The 19952-nt window shown below is 44.2% G+C and carries 15 protein-coding genes and 1 pseudogene; 12 read left to right on the top strand and 4 right to left on the bottom strand.

All coding sequences use genetic code 11. The annotated features are described in order from the left end of the window. Position 1: 1 nt before the first annotated feature. On the bottom strand, positions 2-1387 hold the full coding sequence (locus JMX92_RS05985; RefSeq protein WP_201544473.1) for an efflux RND transporter periplasmic adaptor subunit: 1386 nt from the start codon (positions 1385-1387) through the stop codon (positions 2-4). Positions 1388-1842: 455 nt separating this feature from the next. Here JMX92_RS05985 and grpE point away from each other — a divergent pair, with 455 nt between their 5' ends. Both grpE and dnaK read left to right on the top strand, forming a co-directional pair. Next, positions 1843-2448, top strand: coding sequence for a nucleotide exchange factor GrpE (gene grpE, locus JMX92_RS05990; protein ID WP_011961583.1), 606 nt, complete (start codon positions 1843-1845; stop codon positions 2446-2448). Positions 2449-2724: 276 nt separating this feature from the next. After that, the gene (dnaK, locus tag JMX92_RS05995) at positions 2725-4650 is read left to right on the top strand and encodes a molecular chaperone DnaK (protein ID WP_155587237.1); all 1926 of its coding nucleotides are present in this window, start codon (positions 2725-2727) and stop codon (positions 4648-4650) included. A gap of 220 nt (positions 4651-4870) precedes the next feature. On the opposite strand, the gene JMX92_RS06000 is transcribed toward dnaK, so the two are convergent. After that, positions 4871-6100, bottom strand: a complete 1230-nt coding sequence (locus JMX92_RS06000) for an 8-amino-7-oxononanoate synthase (protein ID WP_201544475.1) — start codon at positions 6098-6100, stop codon at positions 4871-4873. A gap of 285 nt (positions 6101-6385) precedes the next feature. On the opposite strand from JMX92_RS06000, the gene JMX92_RS06005 reads away from it, so the two are divergent. The 8 genes from JMX92_RS06005 (at position 6386) to JMX92_RS06040 (ending at position 14986) form a co-directional block, all read left to right on the top strand. Further along, positions 6386-6952 (top strand): porin family protein, encoded by a 567-nt coding sequence (locus JMX92_RS06005; protein WP_011961580.1) that lies wholly within the window; start codon positions 6386-6388, stop codon positions 6950-6952. 301 nt (positions 6953-7253) lie between these two features. Further along, positions 7254-7832: an outer membrane beta-barrel protein gene (locus tag JMX92_RS06010; RefSeq protein WP_011961579.1), complete on the top strand. Its 579-nt coding sequence runs from the start codon at positions 7254-7256 to the stop codon at positions 7830-7832. Between the two features lie 389 nt (positions 7833-8221). Further along, on the top strand, positions 8222-8803 hold the full coding sequence (locus tag JMX92_RS06015; protein WP_201544477.1) for a porin family protein: 582 nt from the start codon (positions 8222-8224) through the stop codon (positions 8801-8803). Positions 8804-9182: 379 nt separating this feature from the next. After that, positions 9183-9758: an outer membrane beta-barrel protein gene (locus JMX92_RS06020; RefSeq protein WP_011961577.1), complete on the top strand. Its 576-nt coding sequence runs from the start codon at positions 9183-9185 to the stop codon at positions 9756-9758. 230 nt (positions 9759-9988) lie between these two features. Further along, positions 9989-10462, top strand: a complete 474-nt coding sequence (locus JMX92_RS06025) for an NfeD family protein (protein ID WP_110817229.1) — start codon at positions 9989-9991, stop codon at positions 10460-10462. Between the two features lie 176 nt (positions 10463-10638). Further along, entirely contained in the window at positions 10639-11499 is an 861-nt protein-coding gene (locus tag JMX92_RS06030) for an SPFH domain-containing protein (protein ID WP_201544479.1), read from the top strand. Positions 11500-11712: 213 nt separating this feature from the next. Beyond that, on the top strand, positions 11713-13083 hold the full coding sequence (locus tag JMX92_RS06035; RefSeq protein ID WP_201544481.1) for an esterase-like activity of phytase family protein: 1371 nt from the start codon (positions 11713-11715) through the stop codon (positions 13081-13083). A gap of 241 nt (positions 13084-13324) precedes the next feature. Next, positions 13325-14986 carry an alpha-keto acid decarboxylase family protein gene (locus JMX92_RS06040; RefSeq protein ID WP_155587241.1) on the top strand — a complete coding sequence of 554 codons (1662 nt, stop codon included), beginning with the start codon at positions 13325-13327 and terminating at the stop codon, positions 14984-14986. 127 nt (positions 14987-15113) lie between these two features. Here JMX92_RS06040 and hemN read toward each other — a convergent pair whose 3' ends face one another. Both hemN and JMX92_RS06050 read right to left on the bottom strand, forming a co-directional pair. Continuing rightward, a complete protein-coding gene (gene hemN / locus JMX92_RS06045; protein WP_227675283.1) occupies positions 15114-16682 on the bottom strand; it encodes an oxygen-independent coproporphyrinogen III oxidase in 1569 nt (522 codons plus the stop codon). Positions 16683-16924: 242 nt separating this feature from the next. Next, positions 16925-17836: a DMT family transporter gene (locus tag JMX92_RS06050; protein WP_201544483.1), complete on the bottom strand. Its 912-nt coding sequence runs from the start codon at positions 17834-17836 to the stop codon at positions 16925-16927. A 181-nt stretch (positions 17837-18017) separates the two neighbouring features. Here JMX92_RS06050 and JMX92_RS06055 point away from each other — a divergent pair. Beyond that, positions 18018-18923: pseudogene (locus JMX92_RS06055) on the top strand (YifB family Mg chelatase-like AAA ATPase); the annotation flags it as partial. A 102-nt stretch (positions 18924-19025) separates the two neighbouring features. Next, a complete protein-coding gene (locus tag JMX92_RS06060) occupies positions 19026-19865 on the top strand; it encodes a hypothetical protein (protein ID WP_201544487.1) in 840 nt (279 codons plus the stop codon). Positions 19866-19952: the final 87 nt, after the last annotated feature.

Genomic DNA, 19952 nt, shown 5'->3' on the forward strand with positions numbered 1-19952 from the left:
TTTATTGAACCGAAAGTATTTTGCCATCGGAATCTTTGGGTAAATCTGCCAGACAGACCAAGCTTTCATTACTGATGCCACTGACTAAGAATTGATCTGAATCGGCAAAGTACTCCACCACTTGAACGGGCGTGTATGACAAGCTTTGGTCCTGTCCCACAATCCACACATAGCCATGAATGGGTGTGGTAGGGCGAGGGTTTTTCTTAGTCAGCGGCTGTAAGTTGGCTTCATGAATGGCCTCGCGCGGCAAGCGCACACCAAGCTCAATTTGACCATATTCAATGCTCATCGAGGCGCGCATGCCAGGTTTGAGTAGTGACGCTGTGTTTTCACCAGCAATCAAAGGCGCATGTACCGTCAAAGTGTGGTTATTGGCATCGGGGGTAATGTGACTGATTTGACCAGTAAATTCTTTATGCAAATCAAACACAGTAAAGTTCACCGGCTTACCAACGGACAACTGTGACTGAGTTTCCAGTGGCAATTGTGCGATTAATTGTAGCACCCGAGTATTGGCCACAGTAATAATAGGCGAGGGTAGCGCAGCAGAGGTGTTGACTTCATCAGTTGCGCCTTTGGAGTTATCGGCGCTCTCAGTGGTATCTTTGGGCGCCGCTGTATTTTGTGTGGCAGCTGTGTTTTGTATAGCTGTGCTTTGTATATTAGTCACTTTACCAGCAATGGGTGACTTGAGCACCAAGGTCACCTCCACCAAGCGTTGGGATTTATTTGCCTGCTGAGGTGTGTTTATCTCAGTGCTTTGAGTCTTACTGTCTTGTATGGGCTTATCTACAGCGGATGAGCGCTGAGCATCATCGGCCGTATCACTGGTGGCACTGACGGCCACGCCTACGCCGCTGATACTACCAGTACCGCTTGATTTTACGGTGCGCTTGGTGGCACTGTTTTGAGTGGATTGTGCGTCTATTTTTTTATCGCCCTGATACACCTCCAGAAAGTCATTACCAATAAAAGGCAGCTCATTTTCAGCAACTTTTGCTTCAAGTCTGGCCACCACTTGCCCTGGTTGCACGCTATCACCTTTTGCCACCTCAAGCGTGCTTGACACGATGTGATAAGGGGCAGTCAAGTCAACACTGTTAACCGGCACTAAGTCGCCGACAAGGTTGTAGCTGGGCTGATAGCGCTCTGGAATACTGGTATGAATCAGGTCGTGACTGACCACGATTTTATTGTCCAAAATCTGAACCTCAGCCTGCTGCTGTTCACCCTGAGTCGCTCCATCACAGCCGACCACTGCGAGCGACGCAGCCACTATCGCCATGGCAAGCACTTTGGCATAACGGCCACGGCCCCTTTGATGTCCATCAGCGTGGGCAACTTGGGGGTGAGTGGATGAGGCGGCAAATAGCGGCGATGGCATAACAGTGAAATCCTATCGGTTGGATAATAAAAAAGGGCAAGTCATCAAACTCTCAATAACACAGTGACATAACAAAATAAGGTATGGTAATGACAAGTCTTGCACTAATTTTAGGGCAAAAACGCCACAGTCTTGTTATAGGATTGTGTTAAGTTTGTGCTTAGGGGTTGAAATTTTGGCTCATGGCCTTTATCAAGCAGTTACCATCCAAAACATTAACAAAAGATGATCCCCCCTGCTATTTAGCATTAAAGCGGGAAATAATGAAATTAAGCTGCTGAGCATAAAAACTTATACCACAAAAGATGTGTGCACAGGGCATTAAATCAGCAGACTGCAAAAAAATTAAAACGTCTGCTTCCTTTGCCCTTTTTATTCATAAATTTAATAAGTGACCCATTAAGCTATACCCATTAAGCTATATAAGCTACTTAAGCCAATAAGGAGAGAAAACCATGAGTAATAATGAAGCGAATAATCCTCAAGACAATCCAGTACATGACAATGTTGGCCACTCAGAGACCATCTTAGAAGAGACCCTAAATGAGTTTAATCCAGAGGCCAATGGCGGCGATAATGATGTGGTACACAGTGATATTGATGTGAGCACTTATCAGGCACGTATTGCAGAATTAGAAGGTGAGGTAAAAGCGGCCAAAGAAGGCCAAGCCCGCGCCAATGCCGATGCCTATAACGCTCAAAAACGCATGGAACAAGAAACTGAGAAAAGCCGTAAGTTTGCACTACAAAAATTCGCTAAAGAGTTATTAGAAGTTGTGGACAACTTAGAGCGTGCCATTGTCAGCGTCCAAGCCGATGATGATGCCGATGACGCCATCTTAGAGGGTGTAAAACTTACCCATAAATCTTTCTTAAACGTATTAAATAAGCAAGGCGTAGAAGTGGTAGACCCACAAAACGCTAAGTTTGATCCAGAGCTACACGAAGCGGTGGGCATTGATCCTGAAGCGCCAGCTGACACTGTGGGTGAGGTTCTACAAAAAGGTTATACCTTAAACGGTCGTCTATTGCGCCCTGCGATGGTTAAAGTCGGTCAATAAGTCATCAACCGTTTTGCCTGAGGCCCATCTCTGCGGCAGGATGACCAAATAAATCAGTCGCTTATAAGGGCATATGAAAGGTGAAAATGCAAAAAATGACAATAAATTGCGCAATTGTGTTGAATTTGGCTTGAAAAATAGACGCACTAAACCGATATATAAAGACAACAAGCAAGGCTTACACAGTTGTGGCATGAACCACGGACAGCATGAACAGTAAGCCAAATGCTAACATTGAAATAAACACAAACAAGAAATGATTTGGAGTTTTATATTATGGCTAAGACAATTGGTATTGATTTAGGTACAACCAACTCTTGTGTTGCAGTGATGGAAGGTGACAAAGTTAAAGTCATCGAAAACGCTGAAGGCACACGCACTACCCCTTCAATTATCGCTTATAAAGATGGCGAAATCTTAGTAGGTCAGTCTGCAAAACGTCAGGCAGTCACCAACCCAAACAACACTTTATATGCTATTAAGCGTCTTATCGGTCGCCGCTTTGATGACAAAGTGGTACAAAAAGACATCGGTATGGTGCCATACAAAATCGTTAAAGCAGACAACGGTGATGCTTGGGTAGAAGTAAACGACAAAAAAATGGCGCCACCACAGATTTCTGCTGAAATCCTACAAAAAATGAAAAAAACAGCAGAAGACTACTTAGGCGAAAAAGTAACTGATGCGGTAGTAACTGTACCTGCTTACTTTAACGATTCACAGCGTCAAGCCACTAAAGATGCCGGTAAAATTGCGGGTCTAAACGTTAAGCGTATCATCAACGAGCCGACTGCCGCAGCTTTAGCTTATGGTATGGATAAGAAAAAAGGCGATAGCACCGTTGCTGTTTATGACTTAGGTGGTGGTACATTTGACGTATCAATCATCGAAATCGCTGATGTTGATGGTGAGCAGCAGTTCGAAGTATTGTCGACCAACGGTGATACTTTCTTAGGTGGTGAAGACTTCGACTTAGCCTTGATCGACTATCTGGTTGAAGAGTTCAAAAAAGAGCAAAACTTCAACTTAAAAGGTGATCCACTAGCGATGCAGCGTCTAAAAGAAGCTGCTGAAAAAGCGAAAATTGAACTATCAAGCGCACAAAGCACTGAAGTAAACCTACCTTATATTACTGCAGATGCTAGTGGTCCTAAGCACTTGGTAGTGACTATCAGCCGCTCTAAGCTTGAAGCCTTAACCGAAGCTTTGGTAAAACGTACGATTGATCCTTGTAAAGTAGCGTTAGAAGATGCCGGCCTTAAAGCCAGCGATATCGATGACGTTATCTTAGTTGGTGGTCAGACTCGTATGCCACTGGTACAAAAAACAGTAGAAGAGTTCTTCGGTCAAGAGCCACGTAAAGACGTGAACCCTGATGAAGCGGTAGCGGTTGGTGCAGCCATTCAAGGTGCAGTATTATCAGGCGACAAAACTGACGTACTACTACTTGACGTAACCCCACTAACCCTAGGTATCGAAACCATGGGTGGCGTTATGACCGGCATCATTGAGAAAAACACTATGATTCCTACCAAAAAATCACAAGTGTTCTCAACCGCTGAAGATAACCAGCCTGCGGTAACCATTAAAGTGTTCCAAGGTGAGCGTAAAGTTGCAGCCCAAAACAAGCTATTGGGTGAGTTCAACTTAACTGATATCCCACCAGCACCTCGTGGTATGCCTCAGATCGAAGTAACCTTTGACATCAACGCTGATGGTATCATGAACATCTCAGCCAAAGACAAAGGTACTGGTAAAGAGCAAAGCATCCAGATTAAAGCCGACTCTGGTCTATCGGATGAAGAAATCGAGCAAATGGTACGTGACGCAGAAGCCAACGCTGCAGAAGATGAAAAATTCGCAGCACTAGCTCAAGTGCGTAACGAGGCTGATGGTCGCATCCATGCCATCCAAAAAGCGCTAAAAGATGCTGAAGACAAAGTTACTGAAGAAGAAAAAACTTCAGTTGAAACTGCCATCAGTGATCTAGAGTTGGCTGCTAAAGAAGATGACCATGATGACATCAAAGCCAAGCTTGAAGCTTTAGACAATGCTTTCTTGCCAATCAGTCAGAAGATTTACGCAGCAGGCCAAGGCGCAGAAGGTGCAGCACCTCAAGCCGATGCTACTGAAGCCAATGCCGCTGATGATGATGTGGTGGATGCTGAGTTTACTGAAGTCAACGAAGACGACAAAAAGTAAGCTTATAAAGTATCTCGCTTACCTCAGTTATCAACTTAGTAAGCGGTATAAAAAAGGTAAGCGGTATAAAAAAGACCGTGCTATTAGCACGGTCTTTTTTTTATGGGAAAATCACAATTGATAAGAGCTAAATAATCAATCGTCTAACGGCTTAACTTACTGAGCGGCTGGTTAAGCGACTGATTAAATGGCTGGTTAAGCGGCTAGTGATTTCGTTGTCTTATGAACCAGATAACTGCTCAATAAGCCGGCTACAGTCATCATCGGTGAGCTTAGCATTCATGACCAGTCGAATGCGTGAGGTACCTACAGGCACAGTCGGCGGACGAATGGGCAGGGCATAAAATCCTGCTTGCTGCAGCGCCTGAGCTTTTTTTATAGCGCTGGCATTATCGCCTAATATATAAGGAATAATGGGCGACTCATATTGCGCAGCTGAGTCATTGTGAATGGCGTAAGATACGCGGCGTGATATATTGGCTAAGTGACTGCGTGATTGATATAGCGAAGGCATTTTGGCCAAAATAAATCGAGTCCAGCAGTGGGTAATGGGCGGTAGCGCCGTACTAAAGATAAAATAGCGCATTTGATTAATCAACCACTCTCGAACAGAGGCATCACAAATCACATAAGCACCCATCGATGCAAAGGCTTTGCCAAAAGTACCCACGATATAATCTATATCCTCTAATGTCTGAGTTTCTTCAGCAAGTCCAAGTCCATTATATCCGAGCACACCCACTGCATGTGCCTCGTCAATATACAGCTCAATGCGAGGGTCGCCGGCCTTGAGCTTGACTAAGGCTTTTAAGTTGGCTCGATCACCATCCATACTAAAGATACTTTCTGTGACCACAATAATGCGTTGTATCTCATCACCCGCCTGCTCAATCAAAGTGGCTAGGTGCTGCATATCATTATGGCGATAGCGCTGATAGGTACAGTGTGGGTGCTTGTTGCCAATAAGGCGCACACCATCTATAAGGCTGGCGTGAATTAACGTGTCGGTCAATATTAAGGTATTAAGCGGCAGCTTAGCCAGTGCTGGCAAGATACCTATATTGGCGTGATAGCCGCTATTGACCACCAACACAGATTTGTTACACGTTGAGCGCTGCGCCTCTGGCAAAGCAAGTGTATACCACTCTAGCAGCTCCGCTTCTAATAAGGGAAGTTGACTGTGATTACCGGTCAACAGCCGAGAAGAGGTGGCACCCATCTTAGGCCTCTGGCTATCCGGCATCGCTTGCAAATCACTCAAAAACTGCGATTGTAGCTGGGTATCATTACCAAGCCCCAGATAATCATTACTTGAAATATTTAATAGCTGCTTATTATCTAAAACAATCCATTGGTTTTCATGTCTGATACCAGGCAGCTTTCGGTACTGCTCTTTTGATTTTAAAGTGTCTAGTAGCGCCGCAACGCTTGAGCTTGTGGGGCTGCTCATCGATGTCCATCCTTGATTTTTTATTGATATAAAAGGCTTATTTTGGCCCGTCAATCGTCCAAAAGATTGGACAATATATCTGTTTTATTGCTAAAAGGGGTAAATGTAACAAAAGTTTTCATAAATCTAGGATTGTAACGCACCAAATAACTAATCCTCGTAAAAAATAACTTCATGCCTATCAAACACTGACAGAACCTTTGACATATCTTGTTACTATAGATTCATGGATAACAAATAAGCTTTTTAAAGGCTGTTTGTTGACTCACTTTTTAGGAGAAGACTATGAATACTTTAAACAAAACCCTACTTGCGGTAGCTGCTGGTACCCTAATGACGGCAGGCGCTCAAGCGGCTGTTAGCTATGGTAACGGTATGACAGCTCAGCCCTATATCGGTGCTAAAGTGGGTCAATATGATCTTGATGGTGCGAAAGACAAAGGCACCTCATATGGTGTCTATGGTGGTGCCAAATTCACACCAAACCTAGGTGTTGAAGCTGAATACCTAACTACCAGTGATGAAGACTTCGGTCCAGGTACAGAATACTCAGCTGATGTATACGGCCTGTATGGTACTTATGATTATGCCTTCCCTAACACAGGTGGCTTATATGCTAAAGGCCGTGTGGGTGTCGCTAAGAATGAAGTCGATGTGGAAAGCAAGAACTCAAATCTTTATAAAGATTCTGGCTCTGAAACAGGTATCGCAGGTGGCTTAGGTCTAGGTTTTAACGTGGCACAGAATGCCTCTATCGAAGCTATGTACAACTGGTACCCTTCTATTGAAAACACACGTGGTGACGATATCGATGCCAGCGGTGTTACCTTAGGTGCTCACGTTAAATTCTAACCTTGGTATTTAACCGCTAGGCAAGAGTGATTGTTTAACACCAGTAATTGAATATCAAAACCTTGTTAATTTTCATAAATAACCAAAGCGATTGTTCGGGCAGTCGCTTTGGGTGTGAATCTAAGATTAAGAGTTTGTTTTAAAAAGATATATTTACTTTCAAAAGTTAACATTGCCGCTATCAAATAGCGACATAAAAATCGGACATATCTTGTTACTATAGGCTCATCGATACAGCGACGTGTTTAGAATAATTTTCTTATACTGATGCGAATCGCTATACTTTTAATTGGAGAATACTATGAAAACATTACAAAAAACTTTATTAGCATTGGTTGCTGGTTCATTAATGACTGCTGGCGCACAAGCAGCGATTACTTATGGTAATGGCATGACCGCTCAGCCTTACATCGGTGCTAAAATTGGTCAATACGACCTTGATGATGCAGACGATGAAGCATTATCATATGGCGTTTATGGTGGTGCTAAGTTCACACCAAACTTCGGTATTGAAGCTGAATACCTAACCACCAGTGATGAAGACTTTGCTCCTGGTTCTGAATACAGTGCTGACGTATATGGCCTATACGGTACTTACGACTACACTTTCCCAGGCTCACAAATGTACGCTAAAGGCCGTTTAGGCGTTGCTAAAAACAAAGTAGACGTAGATGCTAAAAACGTTGCTGGCCAAGTTGCAAGCTATAACGGCAAGCATTCTGACACTGGTATTGCAGGTGGTCTAGGTCTAGGTTACAACATCGCTCCTAATGCAGCAGTAGAGTTGGCTTACGATTGGTATCCAAAAGTTGAAAATGTAGGTAGCAAAGGAGACCTAGATGCTTCTGGTATCACTTTAGGTGCTAACTTCAAGTTCTAATCTAACTTGCTTGAAAATACCTAAATAGTTTGGCCGATCTGGCCAACAAAAAAAGCGATCACCTCGGTGGTCGCTTTTTTTATGGCTTATCTCACTCACAGCGACTGTTAACCTTGGCTTATCAAAAATAGTAGCTATCGCTGCTTAAAAGTATCTAAGACTATGTATTTGAGACTATGTGTTTGACTTGGCTAAGGCTATGTTTCTCATGGATAGATTTGGTAGCAAAAGTTAACATCTACACTACCAAGCATCGACACAGTTTTCGAAATATTTTGTTACTATATAGGTATAGATAAAAAGAAGGGATTTAAACAGATACGGTTATAGGTGTTTGATTTAAATGCTTTAACCCTTTCTTTCATCGAAAACAATACTAGGAGAAAATCATGAAAACATTACAAAAAACTCTACTTGCTTTAGCTGCTGGCTCATTAATGACTGTGGGTGCACAAGCTGCCGTGAACTATGGTAATGGTATGACTGCACAGCCTTATATCGGTGCAAAAATTGGTCAGTATGATCTAGACAAAGCAGACAACGAAGCCATGTCGTATGGCATCTATGGTGGTGCTAAATTCACCCCAAACTTCGGTGTCGAAGCTGAATATATGACCACTAATGATGAAGACTTCACACGTGGTGCTAATAAGTCTGAATATAGCGCTGATGTGTATGGTCTATACGGTACTTATGACTATACCTTCCCAGGCTCGCAAATGTATGCCAAAGGTCGTTTAGGTGTGGCTAAAAACAAAGTAGACATCGACTCTAAATCATTAGCTTACAATAGATACGATGGTAAAAAATCAGATACAGGTATCGCCGGTGGTCTAGGTCTAGGTTATAACCTTGCTCCTAATGCTGCGGTAGAAGTGGCTTATGACTGGTATCCAAAGGTAGATAACGTGGCTGATAAAGGTAACCTAGATGCTTCAGGCGTTACCTTAGGGGCTAACTTTAAGTTCTAAGGTGATCTAAACTCTAAGTAGCGACAAAGGCGTTAGTGCTTATCGCTAAAGTCAGTACTTAGCGCTAATAAGACAAGACACCACAAACAAGCGATCGCTGCGGCGGTCGCTTTTTTATGTGTTAAATGTGATGAGATTTTCAGCTTTTCTATTATCAATTTATCTAATAACTGTTTGTTTTTTATAGAAATTTTTGCTTGCAATTGGTAACAATGAAGGCCCCAAAGCACTACAATCATTTCGAAATATTTTGTTACTATTTAATCATAGCGAAAGGGATAGGCCGTTAAGCCATCAATAAAGCCATCAATCAATGACAAATCATGGCTTTAGAGGGCTCATCCCAATCACAGAAATGATAATCTCAAAGGAGAAGACCATGAAAACTTTACAAAAAACTCTACTTGCTTTAGCTGCTGGCTCATTAATGACTGTGGGTGCACAAGCTGCCGTGAACTATGACAATGGTATGACTGCACAGCCTTATATCGGTGCCAAAGTTGGCCAGTTCGATTTAGATGATGCCAAAGACAAAGCATTTTCATACGGTGTATATACTGGTGTGAAATCTAACCAAGGTATTGGGGTTGAAGCTGAGTACCTCACCACCGAAAAAAATGATTTAATTAAAACAGATACTGATCGCAAAGAATATAAAGCAGAAAACTATGGTTTATATGCCACTTATGACCATGCTTTCCCAAATACAGAGTTATACGCCAAAGGCCGTGTTGGTGTTGCAAAAAACAAAATCAAAGTAGAAGACAAACTGGTTGGCGGCAAGACCTCAAGCTCTGATGTGGGTATTGGTGGTGGTCTAGGCTTTGGTTATAACCTAGCACCGAATGCTGCCGTTGAGTTGGCTTATGAATGGTATCCAAAAGTAGATAAAGTAGCTGGCCTAGGTGATCTAAGATCTGAAGGGGTTACTTTAGGCGCTAACTTTAAGTTCTAATCACGCTGAATGCCATTACACTGTCTAGCAAATTTAAATCAATGACGCAGACAACTAAAAAACGATCGCTTCGGCGGTCGTTTTTTTTGTGCAAATGGCAGTTGGCAAATTAAGACTGACGGCCACAAAACCTGAAAACATCCGCGCTACTAACCGCCGCTAAAAGTGATAGTATAAGGGGCGTGCTAATAATTAATAATAAACATAATATTTAAATTAAGGATACGGTTATGTGGCAGATAGAGCCTTGGCATTGGTTGGTTCTTGGTGGGATATTAATTATCTTAGAGATGTTTCTAACCACATTTGCAGCCTTATGGTTTGGGGTAGCAGCCCTTATTGTTGCCTTGGTAAGCTGGCTTTTTCCGGTACCTGTAGTGATTCAGATTGTATTGTGGTTAATACTGTCTGTGCTGATGGTATTTATTTGGTTTAAATATATCAAGCCTTTATCGGTCGATCGTACCAAAGCCGGTCTGGGTGGCAGCATTATCATCGGTGAAAAAGGGATGATTATTAGAGCGCCCTCTGACAACCAAACCGGTACGGTGCGCTTTAGCGTACCTATCGTGGGCGCTGCTGAATGGCAATGTCGCAGCCGTGATGAACCGCTAGAGGTGGGTCAACGCGTGGTTGTGGTGGATATTATGGGTAATGAGCTGGTTGTGGCGCCTCTACCTGGCTCGGTACCTATAGCACATTAACGGTAACGGCGCTGACAGAGCATCAGCAAAGCGCTATTTGCCCCATTTATTGTTAACCTAACTATTATTAACCTAACTACTATTAACCTAACATTAGTCTAGATCAGCCATGGTCGTTATCAGTGATAAATAATAAAAATCAATAGTTATAAATATAAACAGCAGGAGTGTGGCATATGAACAGTTTGAGTATCGTGATGATTGTCTTGGTGGCCTTGGTGGTGTTTACCATCTTTAAAGGCGTCAGAATTGTGCCGCAAGGGTATAAGTGGATTGTGCAGCGCCTAGGTAAGTATCATCAAACCTTAGAGCCGGGTTTAAACTTAATTATTCCTTATGTGGATGATGTGGCTTATAAGCTCACCACCAAAGACATCGTGTTAGACATCCCTTCACAAGAGGTGATTACCCGCGATAACGTGGTCATTATTGCCAACGCCGTGGCTTATATCAGCATCGTACAGCCCGAAAAAGCGGTCTATGGTATTGAAGATTATGAGCATGGTATCCGTAACTTAGTACAAACCTCACTGCGCTCTATTATAGGTGAGATGGATTTAGACAGTGCCTTATCGAGCCGTGATCAGATTAAAGCCTTGCTTAAGCATGCCATCTCAGAGGATATCGCCGATTGGGGTATTACTCTAAAAACAGTTGAAATTCAAGACATTAACCCATCAGACACGATGCAAACCGCTATGGAAGAGCAGGCTGCCGCTGAGCGTCAACGCCGTGCTACCGTAACGCGTGCCGATGGTCAAAAACAAGCGGCTATCTTAGAAGCTGATGGCCGTCTTGAAGCCTCACGCCGTGATGCAGAAGCTCAAGTGGTACTGGCCAAAGGGTCAGAGGAATCTATTCGCTTAATCAATCAAGCGATGGGCAAAGAGGAGATGCCTGTGGTGTATCTATTGGGTGAGCAGTATATCAAGGCCATGCGTGAGCTGGCCGAGTCGGACAATGCCAAAACGGTGGTATTGCCTGCCGATATCTTAAGTACTGTAAAAGGCATGGTGGGCAATAAGTTTCAACCTTAAGGTGCGGCTTTATTTTATCCATTGAGCCTACGCTTCGATGCGCTTAGCACAACCCATTTACTTGCCAGTTACTTGACGCGAGCTGTGTATGTTCGGCAAAAGTAATAAGAGGTGTCTAAGCGGCAAAGGGGCTGTGTTGTGTCTTGCCAAGTTGCCTTATCCTCCTATATTCATACTAAGCTAAAAGCATACTAAGCTAAAAGAAGGTGAGCTATGTCAAATACTGACTTACATCCCATCACTCAAGGTGCGCCATTGCCTTATGATATCTTGGATACCACCCATGACAATGCCGCTTATCCTGGCACCCCACTTGAGATTCGTGGCGGCGGATTTGGGTCGGATGCGGCCGCTCATCCCACCAATGCCAATCAGTTTTACGCCTTGACAGACCGAGGTCCCAATTCAGACTTTAAAGGCAGTCTGGGCGAGGGCAAGCAGTTTTTGGTACCAAGCTATAGCCCAAAAATCGGCTTATTTCAGGTCGAACCTGAGGGTCAGATTATCAAAGTTAAAGAAATTGTATTAAAAGATAAAGCAGGGCAGCCAATAAGTGGACTGCCTAACCCCAAGGCTTTTGGTGGTACCAATGAGATACCTTATGATGTTCATGGTGAGCCGATGACGAAGGACCCTAGTAGGCCTTATGATCCTCAGAGCAATCCAGTAAAAACCGATCTTAACGGTTTGGATCCTGAAGGGCTGGCGGCATTGAATGATGGCAGCTTTTGGATAAGCGATGAGTATGGTCCGCATTTGGTACATTATGATGCGCAGGGGGTTGAGATTGAGCGGATTAATCCGTTTGGTGCAGATAACCGCAATACCGTTATTGCTGGGGATAAACCCTTGTTATTACCGGCAGAGTTGGCCAAGCGTCGCACCAACCGTGGTATGGAGTCATTGACCATTACCCCAGACCAAAGCACGCTGGTGGGGCTTATGGAGTCCTCAATGGACAACCCCGATAAGCAGGGCAGGCAATCTGCATTGACCCGACTATTAACGATAAATCTAGTAACAGGGCAGCTTGCGCAATACCTGTATCGACTGGATGCGGTCAATCATGTTAACTCAGCACTTGCCGCTATTAATGAGCAGCAATTTTATGTCGCTGAGCATGATCGTCAGTTTCCTTGGCAACAGCCGACTGCCAAAAAGCTGATTTACAAAATTGACTTAGCCTGTGCCACCAACATCAATGACTTTGAGCATTTAACTGATATGGCAGCAAAGTCAGACTTGGCTGTCACACTGACTCAAGATGAGCAGCTTGGACTGTTAATTGATGGCTTAACCCTTGAGCAACTGATTGCAGAAGATGAGGCTAATTGGCAGCTACTGGATAAGCTGGGTATTTATCCGGTCAAAAAAACATTGGCAGTGGATGTGCTCAAAGCCATTGATTATCCGCATGACAAGCTTGAGGGCATTTGGCTGCGTCAAGATGGTTCTTTGGGGCTATTAAATGACGATGACTTTGCCATCAATGATTCAGACAAAGGGATTGAGTATAAATATCTTGATGCCGAGAAGAGGGTAATAGATGCTAACCGGCTGTACGTGGTCACCCCAAGCGTATGACCGGATACTATTAGATGAGCTGATTTTTACACAGCTGTGACTTCATATAACATATTACTTATTTTTTGAATAGGTATCACCAAATAGAATGGTTAACTGATAAAATGAATCGCTTACTGAAATAAGCGGCTTAAAAGGAGGGGCGGTCATTAAAAGGAATTTTAAACCATAAGCCGTGCCCCATGACCCTCTTTAACTTAAGTGATAACAATCAAACCTAACTAAAATAAGAGAGTATGCTATGTCACAGCCCATCTATACCATTGCTGATTATCTATTTGACCGAGTAGCTGAAGCGGGTGCCACCGAAATCTTCGGGGTGCCAGGCGATTACAACTTAGCCTTTTTAGACAATATTATTGCTTCAAATAAACTGCGCTGGGTAGGCAATACCAATGAATTAAACGCCGGTTATGCTGCTGATGGCTATGCGCGCGAACGCCGATTTTCGGCCATGGTCACCACCTTTGGGGTAGGTGAGCTGTCTGCTATTAATGCCACTGCTGGCTCATACGCCGAGTATGTACCGGTACTGCATATTGTGGGCGCACCCAATACTCAGTTAAGAGATGGCAAGCGCCGCCTACATCACAGCTTAGGTGATGGGGTATTTAACCACTTTATTAAAATGGTGGAGCCTGTCAGCGTGGCCCGAGCTGAGATTACGGCCGAAAACGCCGCCTCTGAGATTGATAGGGTAATTCGCATGGTACTAAAAAAGCAGCGCCCTGGTTATTTATTATTGTCACCTGATGTGGCCAAGCTGCCTATTTATCGTCCCACCACTCAGCTCAAAGACAGTGAAGAGGACATCACCAGTCAAGAGGCTTTGGCTGACTTCAAAAAAGAGCTGAGCTGCTATATCGAAGGCAAAGCCACCACCTTAATTGCAGACTTAATGGTACACCGCCTGGGCCTACAATCTCAGCTAAAAGCACTGATAGCTGACACTCAAATCCCCTATGCCACTTTATCTTGGGGTAAGACCTTACTCGATGAGCACAGTGATCGCTGGGCGGGGGTTTATGTGGGTGAGCCCTCGCAGCCTACGGTAAAAGATGCCATTGAAAATGCGGAGTGTTTGATTAAATTGGGTGTTAATTATACCGACACCACCACCTCCGGCTTTACTCAAAAGATTGATACCTCAAAAGTGGTCGATATTCATCAAGAGCGTGCCACAGTAGCCGATAAGACCTTTGCTCCCATCGCCATGAAGGATGCGCTACAAGCACTGCATGAGGTATTAACATCAGGCATTGAAGTGGTCGCCAAGTCACTTATTGCGCCAGTTGATGTGCATCAGCAGCAAGGCGGTGATGATGAGCCACTACTGCAAAAAGACTTATGGCATATTGTGGCCGATTGTTTGGATGGCAATAACTTAGTGTTTGCTGAGCAAGGGACCGCCTATTTTGGCATGAGCGAAGTGCGTCTGCCTGAAGGGGTAACCTTCTATGGTCAGCCGCTGTGGGGCTCTATCGGCTATACATTACCTGCCAGCTTGGGGGCCGGTATAGCATCACCTAACAAGCGTAGTGTGCTGCTTATCGGCGATGGCTCAGCGCTATTGACCATTCAAGATTTGGCGGTCATGATTCGTGAGCAGCTAAACCCAGTTATTTTATTAATCAATAATGCAGGCTACACCGTAGAGCGTGCCATTCACGGCGAAGAGGAGCTTTACAATGACATTCCTGTGTGTGATTGGCAGGTGATGCCTCAAGCTTTTGGTGCCAATCAACACAACTGCTTAACCCTAAAAGCTGCGACCCCAGCTGAGCTAAAATCAGCGCTGTCTCAAGCGGACAAAGCCAAAGATAAGATGGTATTTATTGAAGTGATTACCGGCATGATGGACATACCGCCGTTATTACAAGATGTGGCGGCATCTTTAAAATAAAACCGCTGCTTTAACCAAAAAAACCGATACCATCTAACGTGGTGTCGGTTTTTTTAGGTCAATAACAGGGGGTTATATTGGCCGCTTTATTTAGGAGTTTTGCTGCAATGACGACTCTTTTAGAGCACTAAATCACTTTAGAGAAGCGGTTTTTTTCTTTACTTGCCAAATAGCTATCAAATACCATGGCCACGTTGCGGGCAAGCAGGCGTCCCTTTGGCAAAATAAGGATACCGGCAGCATCCATATCTATAAGTCGGTCTTGCTGCATCTCACCGAGCTGCTGAATTTCATCAATAAAAAATGTGATGGCATCTATCCCAAATTTTTGATTTAAGTCTTTAAAATCAATGTAATCATGGCACAACAGATTGGAAATCACATAACCACGCAGACGGTCTTGTATGCTGGTTTTGATATGGCGTACCGCCGGCAGTTTGCCAGCATCTACCATGGCCTCATACTCTTTTAAATCTGTGTGGTTTTGTAGAATATGAGTAGAGGTATTGCCTTTATTGGCATACAAGGTGCTGTTAATTTGACTGATAGAGGAGACACCAAAGCCCAATAAGTCGCAGTCACCTAAGATGGTATAGCCTTGGAAATTGCGGTGCAAAATACCATCACGCTGAGCGATGGCCATGCTGTCATCAGGCTTCGCAAAGTGATCGATACCGATGTACTGGTAGCCATCTGTATTCAACGCGGCTATGGTATCACTGAACATCTCAAGCTTCTCGGCTGGTGTCGGTAAATCCTCCTCTTTAATCTGACGCTGCGACTTAAAGCGATCGGGCAGGTGTGCATAGTTAAAGATGGACAATCTATCAGGCGAGATGTCAATAATGGTCTGTACCGTCTTAGCGAACGTCTGCGGCGTTTGATGCGGCAGCCCATAGATTAAGTCAATATTGGTCGACTGAAAGCCTAAGCGGCGGGTCTCTTGCATCACACTACGGATAAGCGCTTCAGATTGCACTCGGTTCACCGCAATCTGAACCTTGTCATCCAAGTCCTGCACCCCGAAGCTGACTCGGTTAAAGCCCAAACTGCGTAACACGCTCAACGTGGTATCTCTAATCTCTCGAGGGTCAATCTCTACAGAGTAGTCTCCCATTTCTGGGTGCTCATCGCTCACTTGCTCAACTGAGGTGGGCGCAAATTCAAACTGGGTCTGCAAAAACTGCCAAAGCTCAGTCAGTTCCTCATCACTAAAGAAAGTCGGTGTACCCCCACCCAAATGCAGCTGCTTGACATAAGGCTTACCACCTGAGTCAGGACGCTGTAATAAGGCACGCTTTTGTTTTACTTCATTTTTTAGATACGCTAGGTAGTCACCGGCATCGCTGTTCTTTTTGGTGATGATCTTATTGCAAGCACAGTAGTAGCAAAGATGGCGACAAAAGGGAATGTGAAAATAAAGCGATAGGGGCGCATTGGGGTCGCGGCGGGTCAAAACCTCTAATTCAACGCCGGCTTCAATGGGCTTAAACTCAAGCGCAGTAGGGTATGAGGTATAGCGTGGCCCTGAACGATTATATTTATGAATTAACGCCTGATCATATTCTAACTGCGGCATCTCAGAGGTCGCTGCATCAAACTGTTTTTTGGCATAAGGATTGCTAGGAGAAAAATCCGGACGCTCAGTAGATGGGGGAAGACTGGCTTGGTCTGTAAAAATGGCAGAATGAGTCATAAGATTGGCCTTATCGGAGAGCCGATAAACAGGAGCTATGAGGAGAGGGTTAAAATCGAATCAATTATAACAAATTATCCTAAGGTAGCTGTAATCTGCCCGGTTTTCTATACCTCTATCGTGTAGGGGGGCTTAGTCAATAGCCAGGCAATAGCAATATAGGAATAGGAGCGACAAGTTATGAGCACTTTTAAGCATAAATAAGGCAAGACCAAGAGCCTAAGGCTGTTAAGGTTGAATTTTTAGAGCGCCTGCTTGTTTTTTAGGCCACCTAACGTCACCAAAGTGACCCCGAGGGCAATAAGTCCTGCACCCCATAGCAGTCCCTCAGGCGGCGCTTCTGCTTGAAAAAATATGGCAATAGGAACCGCAAACAGTGCAGCGGTTGAACCCAGCAAGCTTAGCAGCACCGGCCCGCCGGCTTTTTGTAATAAAAACAGCACTTGAAACTGTCCGGCGAAAACAAAGGACTGCAGTACAATTAGCCTCATTGATACCATCAAAGCCAGTGGATCCTCGCGAGGTAAAGTGAGTGAAAAGTGGGGCAATAACCCCAGCATACCCAATTGTATCGCTGCTGCTATTAGCATCCCAGGCGCAAGGGCACTGGGTGAGGCGCCTGTGGGCCAGCGCAAGGTGCGATACAAATTACCTATGGCAAGCAGCACTGGGCCACACAAGGCCACGATAATCCAAAACACACTGGCATTTGGCGCACCAAGCTTATTAGCAGCCAGTACCCCAGCACCGCTTAATGCTGCGGCTACCCCTGCAGCCCGCATTGGACTAAAGCGCTCCATCTTTAACAAGAGTGCGCCCAAATAAGTCAGTAAAGGCGGCAGTGAGATGATGAGCGCCACAAAACTTGCCCCTACTTGGGGAATGGCTGAGAAAAATATCAAGTTAGAGCCGGCAACACTGACTAAGGCAGCCACAGCATAATACTCAAGACTACGCCGAGTTAAAGGGGGCGGCTGACGGCGCAGCAAAGAGATAACCAATAAGATAAAAGCGGCCCCACTAATGGGCCAAAATACAAACGCCAGCGGAGTGAGCCCCACTGTACCAGCGTATTTGGCCAGATTAGTAGATAAGCCAAGCAGAGCGCCGCCAGCAATCAAGCAACCAATAGCCACTTTAATATTCTTGTTCACTGCCGCCTGCTCCTAAACTTACCTTGAGGATCTAAGCCCTTATTCTAACACCATTACTGTCGTTGATAGGACGCGGCTAAGGCAGACATAAATTAATGTGTTTGCAGCTTTGCTAACTGTTAATAAATAATTTATTATGAATGAAAAAAATTTAATAATTATTATTTATATAAGGCTTATCATGTCTTTTGCTCAAGTCCATACCTGCTCGGTCGTCGGGCTACATGCCCCTAAAGTTAGGGTTGAGGTACATTTATCGCAAGGCTTGCCGGCGCTTACCATAGTGGGGCTTCCTGAAGCGGCAGTGCGTGAGAGTAAAGATAGGGTCCGCTCGGCATTGATTAACTCGGATTTTCAATTTCCCAATCGGCGATTGACCCTCAACTTGGCCCCTGCGGACTTGCCCAAAGAAGAGGCACGACTGGATTTGCCCATTGCTATGGGTATCTTAGCGGCCAGTGGTCAGCTTGAGCCTGAGTGGTTAGAGTCTTATGAGTTTATTGGCGAGCTGGCATTAAGTGGAGAGCTGCGCGAGATATCAGGCGCGCTTGCAGTGGCACGAGCCATAAAAAGCGAAGCCATGGCGGCAAAATCAGATGATAGGGCGCGCAAGCTGATGGTTCCGGCAGGCAATGCCATTGAAGCAAGCCGGATAAGTGGTATGCAGGTTTATGCCGTCAAGAGCTTAAAACAAGTGTGCGAGCATTTGCAGGCAGAAAACAATCCGTTAGGCGCCCACCCAGCAAGCAGCGAACAGGGGTTACTGACAGCCGTAGTGTCGCAAGAGGCTAAGCAGAAAGTGGCTTATAAGGTGGATTTGGCTGATGTAAAAGGTCAACATCATGCCAGACGGGCACTGGAGATTGCAGCTGCTGGCGGTCATTCATTGTTATTTAGTGGCCCTCCTGGCTCAGGTAAGACCTTGATGGCAGCTCGATTGCCGACCATATTGCCAGACTTAAGTGAAGAAGAAGCGCTGGAGGTTGCCAGCACTTATTCTGTGGCCAATACTGAGTATCATTATGGCACTCGCCCCTTTCGCGAAATTCACCATACTATTTCGGCGGTGGCCTTGGTCGGGGGCGGCTGTCAATTTCAGAAATAAATGTCAAATTTCAGAAATAAACGTCACTACCCACCGACTAAGCCCTGCTGAAAACTATAACCATAATTTTAAAAAGAGGAAAATATGGGTAAGTTTTTTGAGGCTAAAAGTCGTACCTCCTTCAAAGGTAAGTTTAAAATTAAAGAATTGCTAGTTGACAAGGTAGATGAAAATACTGACGTTAATGCGATGTTAAGTGAAGATGAATATATTGTAATTTGGTATCGCGAGATATCTAATGCATCAAACCGCAATAATTCCACTAAGCTTGTTGAAGTAGTTTTTGAGAACAAAAAAACAGGATATCAATTGCGTAGAAAAATTCCTTTAGTTGCTATGGGCTCTTTCCCAATAGGTTCTATATGGAAGAATGGGAAATCCACTGAAAAAGTTGAATTTGATTCATTTTCAACAATATTTAAGGGTGACTATAGCAATGTGACTTACTCAACTAATAAGAAAATAAAAGGCAATGAAATACGCTTTATAAATCAAGATAACTATCCTGTTTTTAATATCAATAATGAATCTAACACCATGATTGTCGTGCATCAGAACGACATAGACTATGTGATACATCCTTTGCTTTTCTTTAATGCTTTATACGGCGTTTCTAATCATATCAATCGTGTCCTGCTTACTTATACTTGGGCAAAGGTTGAAGAATATCTAGCCTTAAATATCACTGATAGAGCAAATCCTGAAGCGGTTGTAATACCTAAACTAGGGGTTGTAGGTGATGCTGTATTTTTACATTACTTGAAGCATGATGGTTATACAAAAAGAGTTGTAAGGAAATTACATAGTTCTTTTAGAGCAAATATTGCTGGAAATGGTTCGAGTCCATTATGTGTTGAGTCTTATCATAACCAAGATATTGAAATTGTGAACCGCCCCGAGTATATCGGAGAGTGGATTACTTGAGTCAGGCAGCTTTGTTTGACTCATTAAGACTATCATAGTATCGTCTCTCAAACTCAAAAGGCGACACATAACCAATCGTACTATGAA

This window comes from Psychrobacter sp. H7-1, from assembly GCF_904846585.1.
Lineage (GTDB): Bacteria > Pseudomonadota > Gammaproteobacteria > Pseudomonadales > Moraxellaceae > Psychrobacter > Psychrobacter raelei.